The organism is Bellilinea caldifistulae (assembly GCF_001306055.1).
In the GTDB taxonomy this organism is placed as follows: domain Bacteria; phylum Chloroflexota; class Anaerolineae; order Anaerolineales; family Anaerolineaceae; genus Bellilinea; species Bellilinea caldifistulae.
The window spans coordinates 35,170-52,103 of the sequence record NZ_LGHJ01000001.1 but is presented as its reverse complement, the minus strand read 5'-3'; the positions used below and the strand labels follow the sequence as shown (position 1 = coordinate 52,103).

16 protein-coding genes are annotated in these 16,934 nt (G+C 56.0%); 8 read left to right on the top strand and 8 right to left on the bottom strand.

Translation table 11 applies throughout. The features are described from left to right. Nucleotides 1–128: 128 nt before the first annotated feature. The 3 genes from AC812_RS00305 to AC812_RS00295 form a co-directional block, all read right to left on the bottom strand. On the bottom strand, nucleotides 129–2,081 hold the full coding sequence (locus tag AC812_RS00305; RefSeq protein ID WP_061912975.1) for a peptide ABC transporter substrate-binding protein: 1,953 nt from the start codon (nucleotides 2,079–2,081) through the stop codon (nucleotides 129–131). A 186-nt stretch (nucleotides 2,082–2,267) separates the two neighbouring features. Then, complete coding sequence (locus AC812_RS00300; protein WP_061912974.1) at nucleotides 2,268–2,978, bottom strand: hypothetical protein; 711 nt, start codon at nucleotides 2,976–2,978, stop codon at nucleotides 2,268–2,270. A gap of 9 nt (nucleotides 2,979–2,987) precedes the next feature. Then, on the bottom strand, nucleotides 2,988–4,172 hold the full coding sequence (locus AC812_RS00295) for a DNA-methyltransferase (RefSeq protein ID WP_061912973.1): 1,185 nt from the start codon (nucleotides 4,170–4,172) through the stop codon (nucleotides 2,988–2,990). Nucleotides 4,173–4,463: 291 nt separating this feature from the next. Here AC812_RS00295 and AC812_RS00290 point away from each other — a divergent pair, with 291 nt between their 5' ends. Next, nucleotides 4,464–5,306: a CPBP family intramembrane glutamic endopeptidase gene (locus tag AC812_RS00290; protein ID WP_061912972.1), complete on the top strand. Its 843-nt coding sequence runs from the start codon at nucleotides 4,464–4,466 to the stop codon at nucleotides 5,304–5,306. A 32-nt stretch (nucleotides 5,307–5,338) separates the two neighbouring features. Here the strand turns inward: AC812_RS00290 and AC812_RS00285 are convergent, their stop codons facing one another. Continuing rightward, a complete protein-coding gene (locus tag AC812_RS00285; protein ID WP_061912971.1) occupies nucleotides 5,339–5,779 on the bottom strand; it encodes a GNAT family N-acetyltransferase in 441 nt (146 codons plus the stop codon). A 134-nt stretch (nucleotides 5,780–5,913) separates the two neighbouring features. Between AC812_RS00285 and AC812_RS00280 the strand changes: the two genes are divergently transcribed. The 6 genes from AC812_RS00280 to AC812_RS00255 all read left to right on the top strand — a co-directional run bounded on the left by AC812_RS00280 (nucleotide 5,914) and on the right by AC812_RS00255 (nucleotide 11,951). Next, nucleotides 5,914–6,402, top strand: a complete 489-nt coding sequence (locus tag AC812_RS00280; protein ID WP_061912970.1) for a GNAT family N-acetyltransferase — start codon at nucleotides 5,914–5,916, stop codon at nucleotides 6,400–6,402. 20 nt (nucleotides 6,403–6,422) lie between these two features. Continuing rightward, nucleotides 6,423–7,094, top strand: coding sequence for a hypothetical protein (locus AC812_RS18215; protein ID WP_061912969.1), 672 nt, complete (start codon nucleotides 6,423–6,425; stop codon nucleotides 7,092–7,094). A gap of 273 nt (nucleotides 7,095–7,367) precedes the next feature. Beyond that, a complete protein-coding gene (locus AC812_RS00270; protein ID WP_061912968.1) occupies nucleotides 7,368–8,537 on the top strand; it encodes a DNA double-strand break repair nuclease NurA in 1,170 nt (389 codons plus the stop codon). A gap of 15 nt (nucleotides 8,538–8,552) precedes the next feature. After that, a complete protein-coding gene (locus tag AC812_RS00265; protein WP_061912967.1) occupies nucleotides 8,553–9,164 on the top strand; it encodes a hypothetical protein in 612 nt (203 codons plus the stop codon). A 21-nt stretch (nucleotides 9,165–9,185) separates the two neighbouring features. After that, nucleotides 9,186–10,904, top strand: a complete 1,719-nt coding sequence (locus tag AC812_RS00260; RefSeq protein WP_061912966.1) for a helicase HerA domain-containing protein — start codon at nucleotides 9,186–9,188, stop codon at nucleotides 10,902–10,904. 189 nt (nucleotides 10,905–11,093) lie between these two features. Then, the gene (locus AC812_RS00255; protein WP_169787236.1) at nucleotides 11,094–11,951 is read left to right on the top strand and encodes a CPBP family intramembrane glutamic endopeptidase; all 858 of its coding nucleotides are present in this window, start codon (nucleotides 11,094–11,096) and stop codon (nucleotides 11,949–11,951) included. A gap of 32 nt (nucleotides 11,952–11,983) precedes the next feature. On the opposite strand, the gene AC812_RS00250 is transcribed toward AC812_RS00255, so the two are convergent. From AC812_RS00250 to AC812_RS00235, 4 genes are read right to left on the bottom strand one after another with little or no spacing between them, the layout of a single operon-like run. Next, nucleotides 11,984–13,153: a M28 family metallopeptidase gene (locus AC812_RS00250; protein ID WP_061912964.1), complete on the bottom strand. Its 1,170-nt coding sequence runs from the start codon at nucleotides 13,151–13,153 to the stop codon at nucleotides 11,984–11,986. Beyond that, on the bottom strand, nucleotides 13,146–13,982 hold the full coding sequence (locus tag AC812_RS00245; protein WP_061912963.1) for a hypothetical protein: 837 nt from the start codon (nucleotides 13,980–13,982) through the stop codon (nucleotides 13,146–13,148). Before AC812_RS00245 ends, AC812_RS00250 begins: the two co-directional genes overlap by 8 nt. Further along, nucleotides 13,979–14,656, bottom strand: coding sequence for a hypothetical protein (locus AC812_RS00240; RefSeq protein ID WP_061912962.1), 678 nt, complete (start codon nucleotides 14,654–14,656; stop codon nucleotides 13,979–13,981). Before AC812_RS00240 ends, AC812_RS00245 begins: the two co-directional genes overlap by 4 nt. 2 nt (nucleotides 14,657–14,658) lie before the next feature. Continuing rightward, on the bottom strand, nucleotides 14,659–15,489 hold the full coding sequence (locus AC812_RS00235) for a DNA-methyltransferase (protein ID WP_061912961.1): 831 nt from the start codon (nucleotides 15,487–15,489) through the stop codon (nucleotides 14,659–14,661). A gap of 21 nt (nucleotides 15,490–15,510) precedes the next feature. On the opposite strand from AC812_RS00235, the gene radA reads away from it, so the two are divergent. Further along, complete coding sequence (radA, locus tag AC812_RS00230) at nucleotides 15,511–16,920, top strand: DNA repair protein RadA (protein WP_061912960.1); 1,410 nt, start codon at nucleotides 15,511–15,513, stop codon at nucleotides 16,918–16,920. Nucleotides 16,921–16,934: the final 14 nt, after the last annotated feature.

The window sequence follows — 16,934 nt, the reverse complement described above, 5'->3', positions numbered from 1 at the left end:
TGGAGGTGAAGAGGTCAAATCAAGATACACAGCCCCTTTATTTTAGGGTGGATACCCCATCGGGTGCGGCTTTTCCACCCCTCAAACAGCCTGCTCGGCGTATTACGCTTGATTTTTCAACTCTCTCGTCAATTAGCGGGGCAGCCCTCGTCTTTATCCCAGGTTTCAATGTTCCATAGCGGACTGCGCGCGCCGGCGTCCATCTGAATGCCGCACACCTGCGGGCTGGCGAGGGCAATTTGCAGGCGGAAGTAGAGCGGGACGGCCGGCAGTTCCTCCAAAAAGGTCTGCTGAACGGCTCGCTGAGCCTGCTGGTAGGCGGACGGGTCGCGCGGATCGGCGCGCAGGGCAGCCGCGCATTGGGCATCGTAAACCGGACTGCTCCAACCGCTGATGTTGGTGCCAATCCAGCCGTTGTTGGCGGCAGGAATTTGCGCCGTGGTAAACAGATTGCAGGGCGGTGTGGTGCGTCCGGACTGCCAGGCAAACTGAGCCAGGTCGAAATTGCGCCCGAACAATGCCCCTTCCGGGCCGGGGGCGTAGAGTTCAAATGGTTCAACCAGTTTGAGGCTGACACCCACCCCGCAATTGCGCAAATTTTCGGCGATCATCTCGGCGGTCATTTGATGCAGGTGGTCGGGAGTGGTGCGGTATTCGAACGTCAGGGGAGTATCGTTGAGGACATTCAGCACGCCAACCGCGGTGCGGGGGGTGGCCGGGTCATTGTCCAGATCGCGCCAGCCGGCCTCATCCAACAGACGTTTGCCCAGGTCGGGGTCGAAGGGGGGAGCGCTCAGGTCATCGAAAGCCAGGGGGTGATTGGGCGGGAAAAAGCCGTTCGGCACGGCGGAGTAACCGTACAGCAGCCGATCCACCAGCCCTTGCCGGTCAATGCAGGCGGCAATTGCCTGACGGGTGCGTTTATCCCCAAGGAGATCCTGCCGGTAGCCGCCAAAGGGGGTGTAACCGCCGTCGTAAGCCGCCGGGCGGATGCCAAAGGTCAGTTGCTCCCAGGTGGTGGTCGGTACAGCCTGAATGACGGCGGCCTGCTTTTGCTGCAACTCATTCAGGATATACAGCTGACCCTCCCAGTCCACGGTGTCATCCACAAAGTCACAGTCGCCGCTGGTCAGGGCGGCAATGTTGTTATCGGCCGGTTCGCCGAAGAAGCGGAAAGTGAGCCGGTCGAAGCGCGGCAGTCCTTCGGCAGCGCGGAAGTAATGGGGGTTGCGGCTCAGGCGGATGCTCTCGCCGGGTGTCCAGGTCTCAATCTGGTAAGGCCCCCAGCCCAATGGGTGGCGATTGACTTCCTCGTTTTGCAGCAATTCGGCGGCGGAGAAATTGCCCCACGCGTGTTGGGGCAGCGGCAGAAAGAAGTGCAGGGCGTAGTCGGCTGGCAGATAACCGGGAATGCCCCGCCACTCAACAGTCAGCTCATCCACGGCGCGGTAAGCCGCCGTGCGCAGAGTCAGCCAGCGCACGGCCGGGGTTTGCGGATCGGAGGCAATTTGGAAGGCAAACACCGAATCGGCGGCAGTGAGCGGCACGCCGTCCTGCCAGAGCAGACCGGCTTTCAGGCGGAAGGTGAGGGTCAGGCGTTCCATTTGCAGCGGAGAAACTCCATCCCAGCGGACAGCGCAATCCGCCGAATGACAGCCGGCCGGCAGCACGCGTACGCCGGTATCCAGCACGGCCGGTTCGCCAGCGGCGTCCAGCACATCCTGCCCGCGTTCAACCGAAACGGTCTCGTAGACTGCTCCGCCGTTCTCCGGCGAAGGCAGGCTTTCCAGAATGACCGGCTGGGGCTGGTAAGCCCGGTAATCGAACGGCCCGTCGTAAATCGCTTCCAGAATATTCCACATGGCCCGCGAGCTGCTGCCGCCGTACAGGTACAGCGATTGGGGTTCCTGGCCGATGCAGATGGTCAGCTCGCGCGGGGGCACGGGCGTTAGGGTGGGCAGGGGCGTATCGGTTGGCAGGGGTGCGGTTGGGGTGACGGCCGGTGTATTCACCGGCCCGCCGCTGCAGGCAGCCAGCAGCGTGGCGAGCAGAATGAGCAGCAGGGGTTTCATCAGGCGCATGGTGAGATTCTCCGTGGCAAGTAGCCAGCAGAGATTATAAACTGTAAAAGCAGGATAAACAAATGCTGCTTTGACTTGTTCAAAGCTAGTCAGAAGTTCAACCTGAAATCGCTATTTTCATTCAAGACAAGTAGGTTTCTGGTAGTTGTCATCGCAATGTTCATCTTATGGGTTGTTCTCATCATTTTATGCAAACTCACGGAGAAGGTCTTTCAACGTGTTAACAGCTTTTCTTAATGCTGGCTCGGTCATCTCTTTGAAAAAAGGCTGCTTATGAATTGGCTCGTCAACCTTTCTTTCGCCTTCCAGCAAGGTGATGATATTCAAGTCCACATCGAAATAAGAAAGAAGCGTATGGGTCGAAGGGCTGCCATAAATCACGGGTTTCAATGGCTCACAGTAATCACCGGTTAGCTGGCTTTCTAATTGGAACAATACGCATCTCAAGTTTGGTACAACTTGCTTAAGCAAAGAGAAATCCACCAGAATTCTTTTTAGCATAGCATTTTCGGTGTAAGCCTTACATTCGATACCCATGATAAATCTACCGTCCACATTCACGTGGACATCTGTCCTAAGACCATAAAAATATTGTTCAATATGTGCCTTAATATAGTCTGCCACTTCAACAGGTCGCACTCGCTTCAAATATTCGATTTTCAAGGGGATTCGTATCGTTTCTTTGAAAAAACTTAATCTATTAGGATTTCCTTCTAATTCATCCCATGCAATTTCAACTAAATTTTTAGCAATACTTTCTACAAGAATTCCTTTTGCTGATCTTATAATTCCACCATAAGATCTGTTACCTTCATCGTTTTCTGTATGTGCTCTCTCATCAATACCGCCTACTAAAAGGTTATAAGCATTTCTAATTTCAGCTATACTTTTTGGCATTCCATCCTCCTAAAATAGATCAAGGTTAATCCTCTTTTTTGCTATCTCGCAGTATTCTTGGGAAATATCGATTCCGATAAACTTCCGTCCCAGTTTTTTGGCTACAGCAGTTGTCGTACCAACCCCGTTAAAGGGATCTAACACCACATCCCCCACAAAAGAAAATAATTTGATAACCCGCTCTGCTAACTTTTCTGGAAACATGGCAGGATGTCCAAATTCTTTCATTTTCCGTTCGGGGGCAATGTTCCATTTTGCCACCACCCATTCTTTGAACTCTTCCGCAGAGATATCTACATGTTCAGGTTTCCCTGCTTTTTTCAGTGTCCCTTTGGCAAAAATTTCGATAAACTCCCACGTGTATTTGAGGTAGGGATTACTAGGGCTTTTCCACGACCCCCAAGCAGTGTATTTGCAATTGTAGTTATTTTTTTCCCAGAGTATTTCACCTTTCCAGATCATCTTTCTGGACAGAAAGAAGTTACTAATCATGTGATGAGAGGGAATATAGTCAGAAAACAAGGGCTGAATGTTGACAGCTATTCGACCGCCATACTTCAATACTCTTATACATTCGTCAAAAATGGCAAACAACTTGTCAAAATACTGTTCCCACTTGTGGGCATCGTCTTGTTGATCATATTCCAATCCAAAGTTATAGGGGGGTGATGTAAAAATCAGGTCTATGGAATTATCAGGGACGGTTTTTAAGACATCCCGGCTGTCACCACAAAGGATGGTATTGGTTAACTCTTCTGGTAAGGAATTATTCTCTTTTGAGAAGTTGTTACTGCGGGCATAGTAATACTGAGATCTATTTTCCTCTTTTGTTTTTCTATTCCTTACCTTCCGTTCAGTATTAAAGCCAACGTATTGACGCTTTCCTGCTTTGATGCCATAACTACCAATTTTGCTTACGTTGTCGTAAACGGTTTGGAGGACTTTTGCCACTTTTTCTGAATCCGAAACATGGGTCGGGTCGGCAGAAAAAAGATCACGAGCCGTCAAGGCTTGAAGATGTCTTTTCAGTAATTGCAAGTCAAGCGTATGGAAGTAGAAGACATAGCCATCGGCATTTGGCTCGATATACGGCAATGGTTCGGGTTGCTGTGCCAGATATTGATTAACCCGCTCCACGATCTGGTTATCACATAAAAAGTTTAATGAAAAGTGGATTGATTTATATTCTGACATATCTAAATGCCTTCCCTTTGATTATACTCAATAAGAGCAAAAAACTTTTAGAGAAAACCTCTTACCGCCCATTTTGATTGATGACTCATCCAAACATCCACCTGATCGGGCGGGTGATGATTGCGGCAGCGGTGTGGCTGTACGGGTAGATCGGTGTAAAGATTTTGAGAGTTTCACAAAGAGTTTTACTTCCCGTTCGAAACCTGATAATTCTCTTCCACGTAGATGAATATGGTTTGGGCGCCTTCGCAAGACGCATCAATTCAACTACAGGAAAAAAGGATACTCACAATGAAAACCACAACAAAACCAAAGATTATCGTTTTTCTGTTACTGACCTTTGCCTTAAGCTCGTTTTTTTATGCCAGAATCGTGTCCACTGGTTCGGTTGGCAACTACACAATCGGTTTGATGTGGTGCCCCGGGATTGCCGGCATACTCACCCAGTTGATCTTTGAAAAGAAATTACGCGGTTTGGGATGGAAATTAAGGCCATTTCGCTACCTGCTGCTGGCATATTTCTTACCCGTTATCTACGGACTGGTAGTATACGGTTCGGTCTGGTTGAGTGGATCTGCGCCTCTGAATATAGACCAACTGGCGTTGCAGGTATCTCAACAGACAGGAGAAACAATCAGCCCGCTGAATTTTGTGGTCAGTCATGTTTTGAACATGGCAACTTTCGGAATGCTGTTTTCTACCTTTGCTGCCTTGGGGGAGGAAATTGGGTGGCGTGGTCTATTCGTTCCTGAATTGGCTAAAGCGGGCTCTTTCACCTCAGCATCGGTCATCAGCGGAATTATTTGGGCTGTGTGGCATTTTCCTCTTATTCTCTTTGCCGATTATCACAACCCCGGCACACCTGTGTGGTTTGGACTGGTTTGCTTTACCCTGATGGTGTTGGGAATCAGTTTTACGATGGCGTGGTTGAGGTTGAAATCGGGCAGCCTCTGGCCGGCCGTTTTGCTCCACGCCAGTCATAACATCTTTATCCAGGGGGTGTTCACACCCCTGACGGGTCAATCTTCACTATCACCCTATTTGATTGATGAATTTGGAATTGGTTTGGCGTTGATGGGCTTGCTGCTGATCTGGATCTTCTGGCGGAAACGTGCGGAAGTTGCATCGGTGTGAAAAGGCGAAGTCGTATTTCACCATTTCGCTCTTCAGGTCAAATGCAGTACTCGGATATCCATTCGCTGGCGGCTCAGGCATCCCAGCCAGCGACTGAGGCGGGCAACCCGCCGGAAATAGGGCGGCAATTCGGCCGGGTTGCCCGCCTCTTGAAAACCAAAGCGCGCATAAAACCCGGTCAATTCGGCGCGGCAGGTCAGGTACAGCGGGGGCGGATTTTCCGCCAGCAGTTGACGGATGATGGCGCTGGCCACGCCGCGCCGCCGCCACTCGCCCACCACAGCAATCGAGGCCAGCTCGCGCGAGCCGTCGCGGTGGGGTTTGACCTGCCCGCAGCCGATCATGCGCCCGTCCTCATCCACTGCCAGCCAGAAACGCCGCCAGTCCAGTCCCAGCGGGTTGAGCCGCTCGGCATAAATCAGGCGGCGGATGGCGGCAGCATCATCGGCTTCGGCACGGCGTAAGCGGTACACAGGGCTAAAAATTCCGAATTGAAAAGCATCTGCCAGAATTATATAATAAGCATGGGGTGGTTGTCTGAATCACCTCCCTGCCGGCGGGGGTAGCGGCGGGGTTGTCCATCGTTTTCGGAAAGGAGGGGAGGGCGATGGACGCTGAACTGACTTGTGTACCGGCCAGAGACGAGCAGATTGACGAGTTTCTGGAATTGCTGCGTTTGGATGCCGAAAATTACCTCATTCCCACCATGGAAGTGATGGGCTGGTCGTGGGCGGAATTCGCCCAGCGCGTGCGCGGGGTGGGGCGGGTCTTTTGTGTCTATCAGGGCGAACACAAAGTCGGCTGTTACTGGATTGAGGAGCGCGAGCGGACTTTGCACCTGCACGGGATTGTGGTGGCGCGCGCCTTTCAGGGGCGGGGCATCGGCTCGCGCATCATCCGCCGCCTGGCTGAGGAATACCGCGGGCACATGGACGCCATTGAATTGGGTGTCCATCAATCCAACCAGCGCGCCAAAGCCCTTTACGAACGTCTGGGGTTCGTCACGGTGCGTTATTTGCCCGAGGTGGGATTTTATATCATGCAATTACCCATCCAAGAAGAAAACGAAGCAGGCCGATTGTCTGTGGCGGCTTAATCCATCTGGGGAGGAAGGCGATGAACGAGAGGAGATGCCTTTTCATTCCGTTATGGATTGTCCTGATTGGACTGCTGAGCGCGGTAGGCTGCGGTGGCGGTGGAGTTCCGCCCACCCCCACCGGCGGGACGGCAACTGCCACTCTGACCCCTTCGCCGACCTCCATACCGACCCCCACGCCGACCCTGCTGGCCGCTTCGGCTGCCACTCCGACTCCGCAAATTTCTCCCACACCCTTGTGTACGGATCTGGAATTGGAGATTGATTACCAGCAGGTGCAGCAAGTCGAGGGTCTTTATGCGGAATTGACCGCCAGGGGGCGCATTCCCCTCACCGTGAAAGCCGATTACACGCCGCCGCGTGTGGAAGGAAACGGCCAGGCCGAGGTGGGCGGCGGCGGTCATGCCGGGAATTGCACCTGGGTTTACACCGGATTGCTGGAATACGATTTGAAGGGTGATTTACTGCTCGACCGCCAGCCGCCCGTCATCGCACTGAGCGGCAAACGCGATGCGCGCAACCTGGCGGCAGTCGGATCGGAATGTTACGGCGGGCTGCTCTCGCCGGTCATTTCGGAGGATTTAGCCCTCTTCGAGATCGAGTATCGCGACCGGGCAACCCTGAAATATTCTTTCACTGTCCCCACCATTCACGGCGAAGCGGTCTGGACGCTGCATTTTCGATGCCGCTGATGGCTGACCATACGCCGTTTTGGGGATAAGCAATTCCAACAATCGGTGGAAAATCGTCCTTGCAACTGCGGTAATCACCCTTCAATCTGCAGGAGAAGCATTGCGGAGAAAGAAAGGTGATCTTTGTGGGAGAAGGGTTGGGGATGAGGCCAATCCACAACTATTTGGATTGTGGTTTTGGGAAGATGCTGAACTTTTAAGATTAAGAGGTGTTTTTTCCGCCCCCCTTCAGGTATAATATAAGACAAATGTTCGATATTCGAGGGCGGAAAGATGCCGGTCAACTACCTACAAATTCAAGGACAAATTCAAGCCAAATGTCAGCAAGCCAGTCAGAATCAGCAGGTTTATCAGGATCGGCTGGAGCAGGCCGTCAGGCTGCTCCGCCAGTACGCCGCTGACCTGGATGACCTGCGCGACCGGGTGAATGAAGCCCGGCAGGCGGACCTTTCTCTGCGCTGTGCCGTGCCGTTGACTGAACGGCTGGACACCGTCCGCGATGCGCCGGTGATCCGGGAATTACCGCCGTTGCTGGCGGCGGACGGTTCGCAGGTCAACCCCAGCCGGCATGATGCGGTGGAATTTGCGGTCATCAACACCGGCATCTTTCGGATTTTGCCCGCCACCCATCTCACCCCCAGCGAAGATGCCGAAACTCAACTGTACCTGCTGGATGACCTGCGTAATCCAGATGCGCCGCTGACCGAAGAAGTGGTGGCGCTGCGCCGCGACTTGAACGAGCGCCGCCTGCTGGCCGAACGCGCCGCCCGCGAACCCTCCCAGCCGGTGATCACCTTGACCGACGGGCCGCTGGAACTGTACCGTGAACCGCGCAACAATTCCCAATTTGATCATTTGTTGAGTGAGTACCTGACCGTCCTGCAAAAGACCGGCCGGCAGGGAGCAGTTAGCGCCGGTTACGTGGACAAACCGGGCAGCGACCTGGTGGTGCGCCTGCTGGAGCTGACCGCCGAACCGCGCCAGCCAGTGCAGGAAACCGCCCGCCGCCGGCCGTTGGGCGGAGTGCTGGACCGGGTGATCTTTGCCGGGCTGCTGGCCCCCGGTCAGCGCAGCGCGGTATTTGCCATTCAATCGTCCATGGCGGAGCGTTTTGCGGTTTATGACCCGGCTCTGCAACCCTGTTTCTTTTATCTGAATGTCGGCAACCATCCTGCCCGGCCGTGGATGGCGCGGGTGGAAATTCCCCGCGGTGTTGCTGAACAAACGGACCTGGTAGATGCGCTCCACGCCGTTTTATTGCAGCAGTGCCGGCAGATGGGCAGCAAACCATACCCCTACGCACTGCACCGCGCCCATGAAATTGCCCTGATCACGCGGTTGGAGAAAGAACAGATCGAAACCATGATCGCCCGCGCCATGCGCGCCATGGGTTTAGCGGTGGGGGAGAAAAGTCCCAAGCAGTATCATAAAGACAATTTTTAGGCGGGAGGTGGAAAAATGACCAATTCTTCACTTCACATCGGGCGGCTGCTGCGTTCAACCACCAGCGATTGTGTGATCGGCTGCCGCGCCAGCGAGTTAAACCTGCCGGCTTTTGGCGGCATGGTGCGCATCCCGCTGGCCGAGGGGACGCAGATTTTTGGCCTGATTCACAACATTCAAATCGAGGACGACGGCTTGATCCGCCAGTTGATCACCAGCGACAACGTTCCGCCGGATGTGCTGCTGGATAACCGCAATAACCGCAATGTACCGGTAGAGATTGGCGTGATTTTCATCGGTTACCAACAGGATGGTGTCATCAGCCACCTGCTGCCGCCGCGCCCGCCGCTCAGTCTGGATGAAATTTTCACCTGCACGCCCCAGGAGGTGGTGGCCTTCACCGGCAACGGGCGGTTTGGCTACCTGCGCCACATCCTGCGCCGGGATGATTTGCCGCAGGCCGAACTGCTGGCGGCTCACATCCAGCAGGCCGGGCAGATTCATCTGACTCACGGCAGGCCGGATTGGGTGGAGGCGGTTACCCGCGAGCTGGTCACCCTGCTGCGGGATGATTACGACCGCCTGATGAGCGTTTTGAGCGCAATTGGCGATATCAACCTGTCTTGATTTGGAACGGGAGGAAATGCAATGACCAACAACCCCGAAAACACGTCCGAAAAATCGCTGGGCTATGTGGTCGGCGGCAGCCTGAAAGATTCGCTCAGTGTGCGCCTGACCGTCCCGCCGCAGGAGGTCAAAGAGGGCTCGTTTGTGGTGATCGAAAGCGGCGACTGGCGTTTTTACGGCACGGTAACCGACCTGCAGCTGGGCAGCACCAATCCGCGTTTTGCCGACGAACAAAGCGAAAACCGCTTGCCGCCGGAGGTGGCGTGCCTGCTCCACGGTCAGACCCTGTTCACCAATCTGCAGGTGCTGCCGGCGTTGATGCAGGAAGTCGGTCCCGACCCGGCTTCGCCAGAATATGAGCAGTGGCGCAGCCAGCACCCCGATGACAGCGGACTGCAGCCCCAGCCGGTCAAGACCGTGCCGGCTCATCATGCGCTGGTGCGCAGCGCACGCGCCGAAGATGTGGCCAATATCTTCGGCGAACCCAGTCAGCGCAATTTTGTGATCGGCTACACCCGCGAGCAGAACCTGCCCATCCCGCTCGATCTGGAAAAGTTTGTGCAGCGCTCATCGGGCATTTTTGGAGCAACCGGCACCGGCAAGTCATTCCTCACCCGCCTGCTGCTGGCCGGGCTGATTGAGTACAACAAAGCCGCCACGCTGGTTTTTGACATGCACAACGAATACGCCTACGACGACATCGCCTCGGACACCAAAGAGGTCATCCCCGGCCTGAAAAGCAAATTTAACCCGCGCGTGCGGGTGGTCGGGCTGGGGGCGGGCGCTTCCATCCGCGGCCAGTCGCCCGATTTTAACCTGACCCTGGCGGAAAGCGACATCCTGCCGGAAGACATCGAGATGCTGACCCGCGAGCTCAACCTGCGCGAGACCACCCCCGCCACGCTGGAGGCGTTGTGGCACGATTTTGGGCGGACCTGGTTCAGCGAATTCAAGAAGATGCGCAATGGCGCAATGGAGGAAGACCCGATAACCGGCAAAAAAGTGCCGGCAACCGACAGCGTCGCCTTTTGGGCAAATCAGGCGGGTGTGAATGTGATGGCCGCCGAAGGCCTGCACCAGAAACTGGGACGCCTGTTCAACAAACCCTACATCGTCCCCAACCCGCCGCAGGACAGTCTGGCAGAGATCATCAACCTGCTGGCCAGCGGCAAGCATGTCATCCTCTCGTTTGGCGACCACGAAACCGACCTGGATTACCTGCTGGTGACCAACCTGATCACCCGCCGCATCCGCGATGAGTGGGAAAAGCGCACCAACGCCTACCGCTCCCACCCGCAGAAAAACCCCGAACCGCGCCCGCTGGTGGTGGTGATCGAAGAAGCCCACAAACTGCTCAACCGCGAGATGGCCGCCCAGACGGCCTTTGCCACCATCGCGCGCGAGATGCGCAAGTACTACGTCACCCTGCTGATTGTGGATCAGCGCCCCTCGCAGATTTACGATGAGGTCATGTCGCAGCTGGGCACGCGGGTGAGCGCCTGGCTGGGCGATGAAGCCGATATTGCCGCGGTGCTTTCCGGTCTGGCCGGGCGGGACGCCCTGCGCGGGATGCTGGCACGCCTGCAGCCCAAGGAGGAAGCCCTGCTGCTCGGCTGGGGGGTCAGCCTGCCGATTGTGGTACGTTCACGCCGCTACGACCAGCGCTTTTTCGAGGAGCTGCGCGGCGCGTCGCCACCCGGTCGCAGCGCCGATGACGCCATCCGCGAGCTGTTTGGGTAAGCAGGCGGCGTGGCGGTCTCCCGCAAGGCCGTCGCGGAGGAAGGGCGGGAGGAGAAAAACAATCTTCTTTGCGGCGCAGCGGCATTGAGCCAGTTTTTTGCAACCCATAGATTCTCTTGAACGCCGTGTTTTCTAAATTCCATGGACACGCCTTCGTGTATAATTTTCATAACCAACAGCGAGCGCCACATGCGGGTGTGGCTGGCGGCGGGGTGGAAGATGGAAGCACAGGCAGAAACCGAAGATAGCCGGAGAACCCACTCTGTTGTGGTGTTTTACCTGCTGGCTTTTGTGTTTTCGTGGCTGGGGTGGTTACCGCAGGCTTTGCACGCACGCGGGCTCTTTCCCTTTGACAGCCCCTTGTTCAGTCTGTTGGGCGGATGCGGCCCAACCCTGGCAGCCGTGGTTACACTCTTATTTTTCCGACAGAAGCATCAAATTCCGGCTTTGTTTTCGGCTTTATTCAGGGTGCGGGCTTCAGCGGGGTGGTATTTCTTTGTGGCAGGTTTCTGGTTTGTTGCGGTTGCTCTGGCGCTGGCGGGGATGGGAATTGCCGGCCTACCCCTGCCCGCTTTGAGTTCGCTTGGGTGGTTGAGCCTGATTCCGGTTTTTGTGACCATGGTAATCTCCAACGTTTGGGAAGAAATCGGCTGGCGTGGATTTGCCCTGCCGCGACTTCAAGAGAAATTCTCTGACTTGCAAACCGCGCTGGTCATGGGCCTGTTGTGGAGCGTGTGGCATCTCCCGCTCATGCTCAACCCCCAATCGCCGATGGCTTCCCTGCCGTGGTACGGGGAAGTCCTTTTCAGCCTTTCGTTGACGGTCATTTACATCTGGCTTTACCGCCAGACCGGGGCCAGTTTATTCTTTGTCACCGTTTTTCACGCCATGTCCAACACCGCCGCGTTTGTGCTGCTGGAACTGGGCGTTTTCGTTTCTTCGTATCCCTTTGTGGTGGGGATTACTACCGTTTTTGCGGTTGGGATTATTCTGGGGTTTGGGACAAAACAATTCAGCCGCGCGGCGGTTGGTCAGGCCGGGCGTTGAAGAATCGCTCTCCCCTTCTTGGGGGAAGGGTGTTACCCGTTCCGGCGGCTTTGCTCAATCCAACGCTGCAGCGTCAAACAGGTTTGCGCCATACGTCCGGCATCCAGCAGGCGCAGGTCATCGCGCCGGGTGTGATAGGCACGCCAGAAGGCCGGAGTGCCGCTGGTTTCGATGCCGGTGGCACGAAAGCCGGCCCGCACGAAAGCCTCAAAATCACCGCTCCGCCGCATGGCCAGGTAGGGACGCGCAGAAGGGTCAGCGTTTAGCAGTTGAGCCGTCAAATGCGGGTCGGTGGTAAAGCCCCGCCAGCCGCTCACCCCGCTGAAGACGCGCAGACCGTCCCCGCTGCCTACCATGTCCACGCTCACCACTTCAAGCCGCCCGGCGAGCGGTTTCAGGCGGTTAGCGGCCTGGTAGGCACCAAACAGCCCGCTTTCTTCGGCGCCGGTGAAGAGCAGTCCCACCCGCCGGTGCAGGTGCGGCTGCTTTGCCAGCCAGCCGCCCAGTTCCAGCAGCACGGCAACGCCGGAGGCATTGTCATTGGCGCCCCGCGTAAATGCCCCGTTACTGCCACGCTGATCGTAAAAATCCAGCCCGATGTAGATCAGACCGACTACTCCGAGCAGGGCGCGCACCAGACCGAGCAGAAGCGGGGGAATTGGCATCTGCAAAATGGCCAGCCCGCCGAGAAACGCCGCAATCCAGCCGGCCCGTGTGAGAAGGGCGTGCCAGGTAACCCGCAGGGTGTACGCAAAGCCCTCAACATAGGGTAAAGCGCGTGCCGTATCCACGTGGGCAACCAGCAACAGGTCAAGATCCTCCGGCCGGCTGCCTTCCGGCAGGCACAGCAGGTTTTGACTGTGAGCCGTGCGCGGCAGGCGGTATTGCAGCCACAAACGCAGGGATGGCAGCAAACTGACCCACACCGGAGACAGAACCGCCAGCCATCCGAAAGTCGGCAGCAACCAGGCCGCCGCAATCAGCCAGAGGGCTGCCAGGGTGTAGTAGGGGAAAAAAGCCGGCAGCGGTGCAAAGGCAAATTCCTGCCATTCGGGGCGGTAGCCCAACCCGCCCATCCGTTCGGCCAGCCAGTCCTGAGCCTGTCGTTCAGCCGGGCTGCCGGCCGGCCGTGCGCCGATGGTTTCGGTCAGGTAAGCGGCGCTGGCGCGCAAAGCATCCGGCAGGCCAGGGTTCTCATCCATCGCGGCAGGCAGTCAGCACAAAGCGGTCGAGCGAGTAGCGGAACAGCAGCGGGTCATGACGAAATGCGGCGCGAATCGGGATGCCCTCGGCTTCAAGCAGGGCGCGCTGGGCGGCGTGTTCTTCTTCTCCCTGATTGACAATGATCAGCAGGCCGCCGGGCTGCAGACTTTGCCAGGCGGCTTGCAGCAGGGCGCGCGGCTGGAACAGACTGCCGGGCAGTCCCCATTCAAGGTGGTCCTGACTGAACACGAAGGGAAACAGCATGAAAATCAGGTGAAAAGCGAGCGGCTGGGCGCTGAATCCGCGCGGGATGTAAGTCACGCCCGGCAGGTCGCGGATATGGCCGATGGCGTGATCGTAACGCGAGTGCAGGTCGGCGTAGACGCGGTAGGCGTCAATTTCGTAGCCTTGCAGGTCAATCTGGCGGGGGTGGGGCGTCCGCCACCAGCGCAGCAGAGCCGCCAGCGCCTGCACATAAAACCAGTGGGATGGGCCGATGTCGGCGGCGCGGATTTCCTCCGGCAGGCTGATCTGGCTGGCTTCCAGAGCGCTTTCCAGCAGGTGCAGGTAAAACAGGTTTTCGCGGTAGTTGACCGGCGTGGTTTGGGCGGCGAATTCCTCCAGGTGATAATCCCGCACCAGCCGCCCGGCCAGCGCCACGGCACGCGGGCGTTCCTCGGCCGGCAGGGGCGCAAACGGGTCAACCTCCGGCCGGGGGGAGATGCGGAAACCCGCCCGTCGCCAGCGGAACAACTGACGCAGGGGATAATCCAGCCGGTTACGCACATCGAAAAGCAAGTGACGGAGGAAGTTTTCTCGTCTGCTCATTCAGAATCGGAATATCGTAATTCTTTGACTAAAAATCGGTCTATTTCGTCGTAATTAAGCATGTATTTTGGCGGACGCGGCTGACCGTTGCTGTTTCTGCCCTGATGATAAATTTCCAAAAACTGCTCGTTTTCTCGGTTTATGACGAGGAAAAGAATTTCCAATAAGTCAGCCCGAGTTTTGCGGTACCGCGAAATGCTGGTGCGTTGTAAGCGTTCTATCTCGTATTTCGATTTACCACCCTTAAGCTGCTCATGCCACGTTTGGAAGGTGCGATTATTATCGTTATATTCCACATCGCATAATCCAATGATTAATCCATGAGCACCGTATTGTTCAATTGATCGCTGTATGGCTGACATATCATTGAGAATTGAGCGATGGTCATCGGATTTTATTGCTTTGGCTTTAAGATCCCAATTAATGTTTCTTTTGAGGTCAAAAGAAGCCGTTTTTACCCTTCCAAAACGATCGCCGGGTATTTGAAAATGCTCTCGTAATTTTTGAAAACACAAATACTCAAAATAAAACGACCACCATTCCATTTGCCGCCAGTTATAGTTGGCTGTTTTGAGTTCCAAGATACTTTTTTTCCCATCCCAGAAAGTAGCAAGATTACTTAACCGTTGTAAGGCAATCTCAATATCTTCAAGGACGTCTTGTTGTAGCAGCATTTCTAAAACAATCGCTCCTGTTGGGGATAAACTTCCACTTCCAGTCTTTTCCGGGCAATCTGACAGTATTCTTCACTGATTTCAATGCCGATGAAATTGCGATAATTTTTTCTTGCCATGACGCACGTCGTACCGCTGCCACACATCGGGTCAAGCACTACATCACCGGGCTCAGAAAAACACAGAATCAAATCCTCGGCCAGCCTATCGGGAAAAGTGGCCGGGTGCTGGAGTTTCAGGCGGTTGCCTTCGGTATTACTGGTGGCGTATTGCCAGACTGTGCCGCGGCATTTCATTGGATTGACGGCTTTGGGTTGAATGACCTTGAAACCGCCATTGGTCAGTCGGTCGGTGCCGGTATAGATTTTGCCGGCGTGTTTGCTGGGCACCATCAGATGTTCTTTGTGGAAAGTTTTCGGCTTTTGTCCCTTGAAAAACATGAAGACGTATTCGTGATCCACCCGAAAACGGGTGTTCCACCAGGCGCCGGGGTTGCCGTCGCGTTTGTAGATCACGGTTTCAAACAGCTTCCATCCAATTTGATCCACCCAATTAACCGCCAGTCGAAACGAAGTGAGCGTTTTGGCAAAGTTGCGAGTTGCATCTCCAATCACGACTACCGCTACACCGCCCTCTTTAGTCACCCGTAGCAGTTCTTTTCCCAATGTTTCAAAATCAAAGCGCCAGTTTTTCTTATAATCCCGAATATCATCATAAGGCGGGGAAAATACACTCAAATCCACCGATTCTGGCGGAAAATCGGCCAGTTCTTTCAGGCAGTCCGCCTGGATGATTTGATTCAGACGGGATTGGAGGGGGGGAATATCGTTCATCTTTTCTAGTATAATCGAATCGTGCCGAAAACGCTAATTCAGTACGTTTGCCAGAACTGCGGGCGCACCTCACCGCGCCAGCTGGGACGCTGCCCCTCGTGTGGCAGTTACGGGACGATGGTGGAGGAGGTGATTGCCCCACCAGCCGCCAAATCCAAGCCGGCCCGCGGGCTGAGCAGTCAGTCGCACCCGCGCCGTTTGGCGGAAATTTCCGGCGATGCCGAGGAACGCCTGCCGCTCGGCATGGCCGAGTTTGCCCGCGTGCTGGGCGGCGGCATCGTGCCCGGCTCGATTGTGCTGGTCGGCGGTGACCCGGGTATTGGTAAGTCCACCCTCACCCTGCAAATGACGCTGGAACTGGCGGCCCGCTTTGCCCCGCAGGGCGCGGCGGTGCTGTATGTTTCCGGCGAAGAATCCGAGCGGCAGATCAAAATGCGCGCCGTGCGCCTGCTACAAAACAACCACGCCGATCAGCCCTTGCCGGACAACCTCTTTCTGGTCACCGAGACCAATCTGGAGATCATTTTTGAGCATATCCGGACGGTCGCGCCGCTGTTGCTGGTGATTGACTCGATTCAAACGGTTTATCTGCCAGAACTGGGCAGCAGCGCCGGTTCGGTGGGGCAGGTGCGCGAATGCGCCTCACGCCTGCGCGAACTGGCCAAATCCAGCGGGATGGCGGTGTTCGTCATCGGGCATGTGACCAAAGAGGGCATCATTGCCGGGCCGCGCGTGCTGGAACATATTGTGGACACGGTTCTCTATCTGGAAGGCGACCGTTATCAATCCTTCCGGCTGCTGCGCTCGGTCAAGAACCGCTTTGGGGCCACTTCGGAGGTGGGGGTGTTTGAGATGCGCGAGCGCGGCATGGTGGAGGTGCCCAATCCCTCCGAATTGTTTTTAGCCGAGCGGATGGTCAACGCGCCCGGCTCGGCAATTGCGGTCACGATGGAAGGTACCCGCCCGCTGCTGGTAGAAATTCAGGGGTTGACCAGTTATTCCAACCTCGGCAACCCGCGCCGTACGCCCAACGGGGTTGACCTCAACCGCCTGCTGCTGATCACCGCGGTGTTGACCCGCCGGCTTGGGCTGCGGCTGGCCGATCAGGATGTGTTTGTCAATGTGGTGGGAGGATTACGAATCAACGAACCGGCAGCCGATCTGGCGCTGGCTGCGGCGATTGCTTCCTCAATGCGGGATGTGCCGGTACGTGCCGATGCGGTCTTGATCGGTGAGGTGGGACTTTCCGGTGAACTGCGTTGGGTTGGACAGATGAATGCCCGTCTGCGCGAGGCGGCCAAATTGGGCTTCCGCCGGGCGGTTATCCCGCGCCGTGCCCGCAGCAATGAGCCGTTGCCGGAGGGCATCGAGATTCAACAGGCACGCTCACTGCGCGAGGCTCTGCAACTGGCCTTGTTTGAGGAAGGTTGATCCTCTCCGCCGGG

Excerpts from the sequence above, each read along its gene's own strand:
- AC812_RS00240 (WP_061912962.1), bottom strand. The coding sequence starts at position 14,656 with ATGCTGCTACAACAAGACGTCCTTGAAGATATTGAGATTGCCTTACAA.
- AC812_RS18215 (WP_061912969.1), top strand. The coding sequence starts at position 6,423 with ATGAACGAGAGGAGATGCCTTTTCATTCCGTTATGGATTGTCCTGATT.
- AC812_RS00280 (WP_061912970.1), top strand. The coding sequence starts at position 5,914 with ATGGACGCTGAACTGACTTGTGTACCGGCCAGAGACGAGCAGATTGAC.
- AC812_RS00270 (WP_061912968.1), top strand. The coding sequence starts at position 7,368 with ATGCCGGTCAACTACCTACAAATTCAAGGACAAATTCAAGCCAAATGT.
- AC812_RS00260 (WP_061912966.1), top strand. The coding sequence starts at position 9,186 with ATGACCAACAACCCCGAAAACACGTCCGAAAAATCGCTGGGCTATGTG.
- AC812_RS00250 (WP_061912964.1), bottom strand. The coding sequence starts at position 13,153 with ATGGATGAGAACCCTGGCCTGCCGGATGCTTTGCGCGCCAGCGCCGCT.
- AC812_RS00235 (WP_061912961.1), bottom strand. The coding sequence starts at position 15,489 with ATGAACGATATTCCCCCCCTCCAATCCCGTCTGAATCAAATCATCCAG.
- AC812_RS00290 (WP_061912972.1), top strand. The coding sequence starts at position 4,464 with ATGAAAACCACAACAAAACCAAAGATTATCGTTTTTCTGTTACTGACC.
- AC812_RS00265 (WP_061912967.1), top strand. The coding sequence starts at position 8,553 with ATGACCAATTCTTCACTTCACATCGGGCGGCTGCTGCGTTCAACCACC.
- AC812_RS00305 (WP_061912975.1), bottom strand. The coding sequence starts at position 2,081 with ATGCGCCTGATGAAACCCCTGCTGCTCATTCTGCTCGCCACGCTGCTG.
- AC812_RS00255 (WP_169787236.1), top strand. The coding sequence starts at position 11,094 with ATGCGGGTGTGGCTGGCGGCGGGGTGGAAGATGGAAGCACAGGCAGAA.
- AC812_RS00245 (WP_061912963.1), bottom strand. The coding sequence starts at position 13,982 with ATGAGCAGACGAGAAAACTTCCTCCGTCACTTGCTTTTCGATGTGCGT.
- AC812_RS00295 (WP_061912973.1), bottom strand. The coding sequence starts at position 4,172 with ATGTCAGAATATAAATCAATCCACTTTTCATTAAACTTTTTATGTGAT.
- AC812_RS00300 (WP_061912974.1), bottom strand. The coding sequence starts at position 2,978 with ATGCCAAAAAGTATAGCTGAAATTAGAAATGCTTATAACCTTTTAGTA.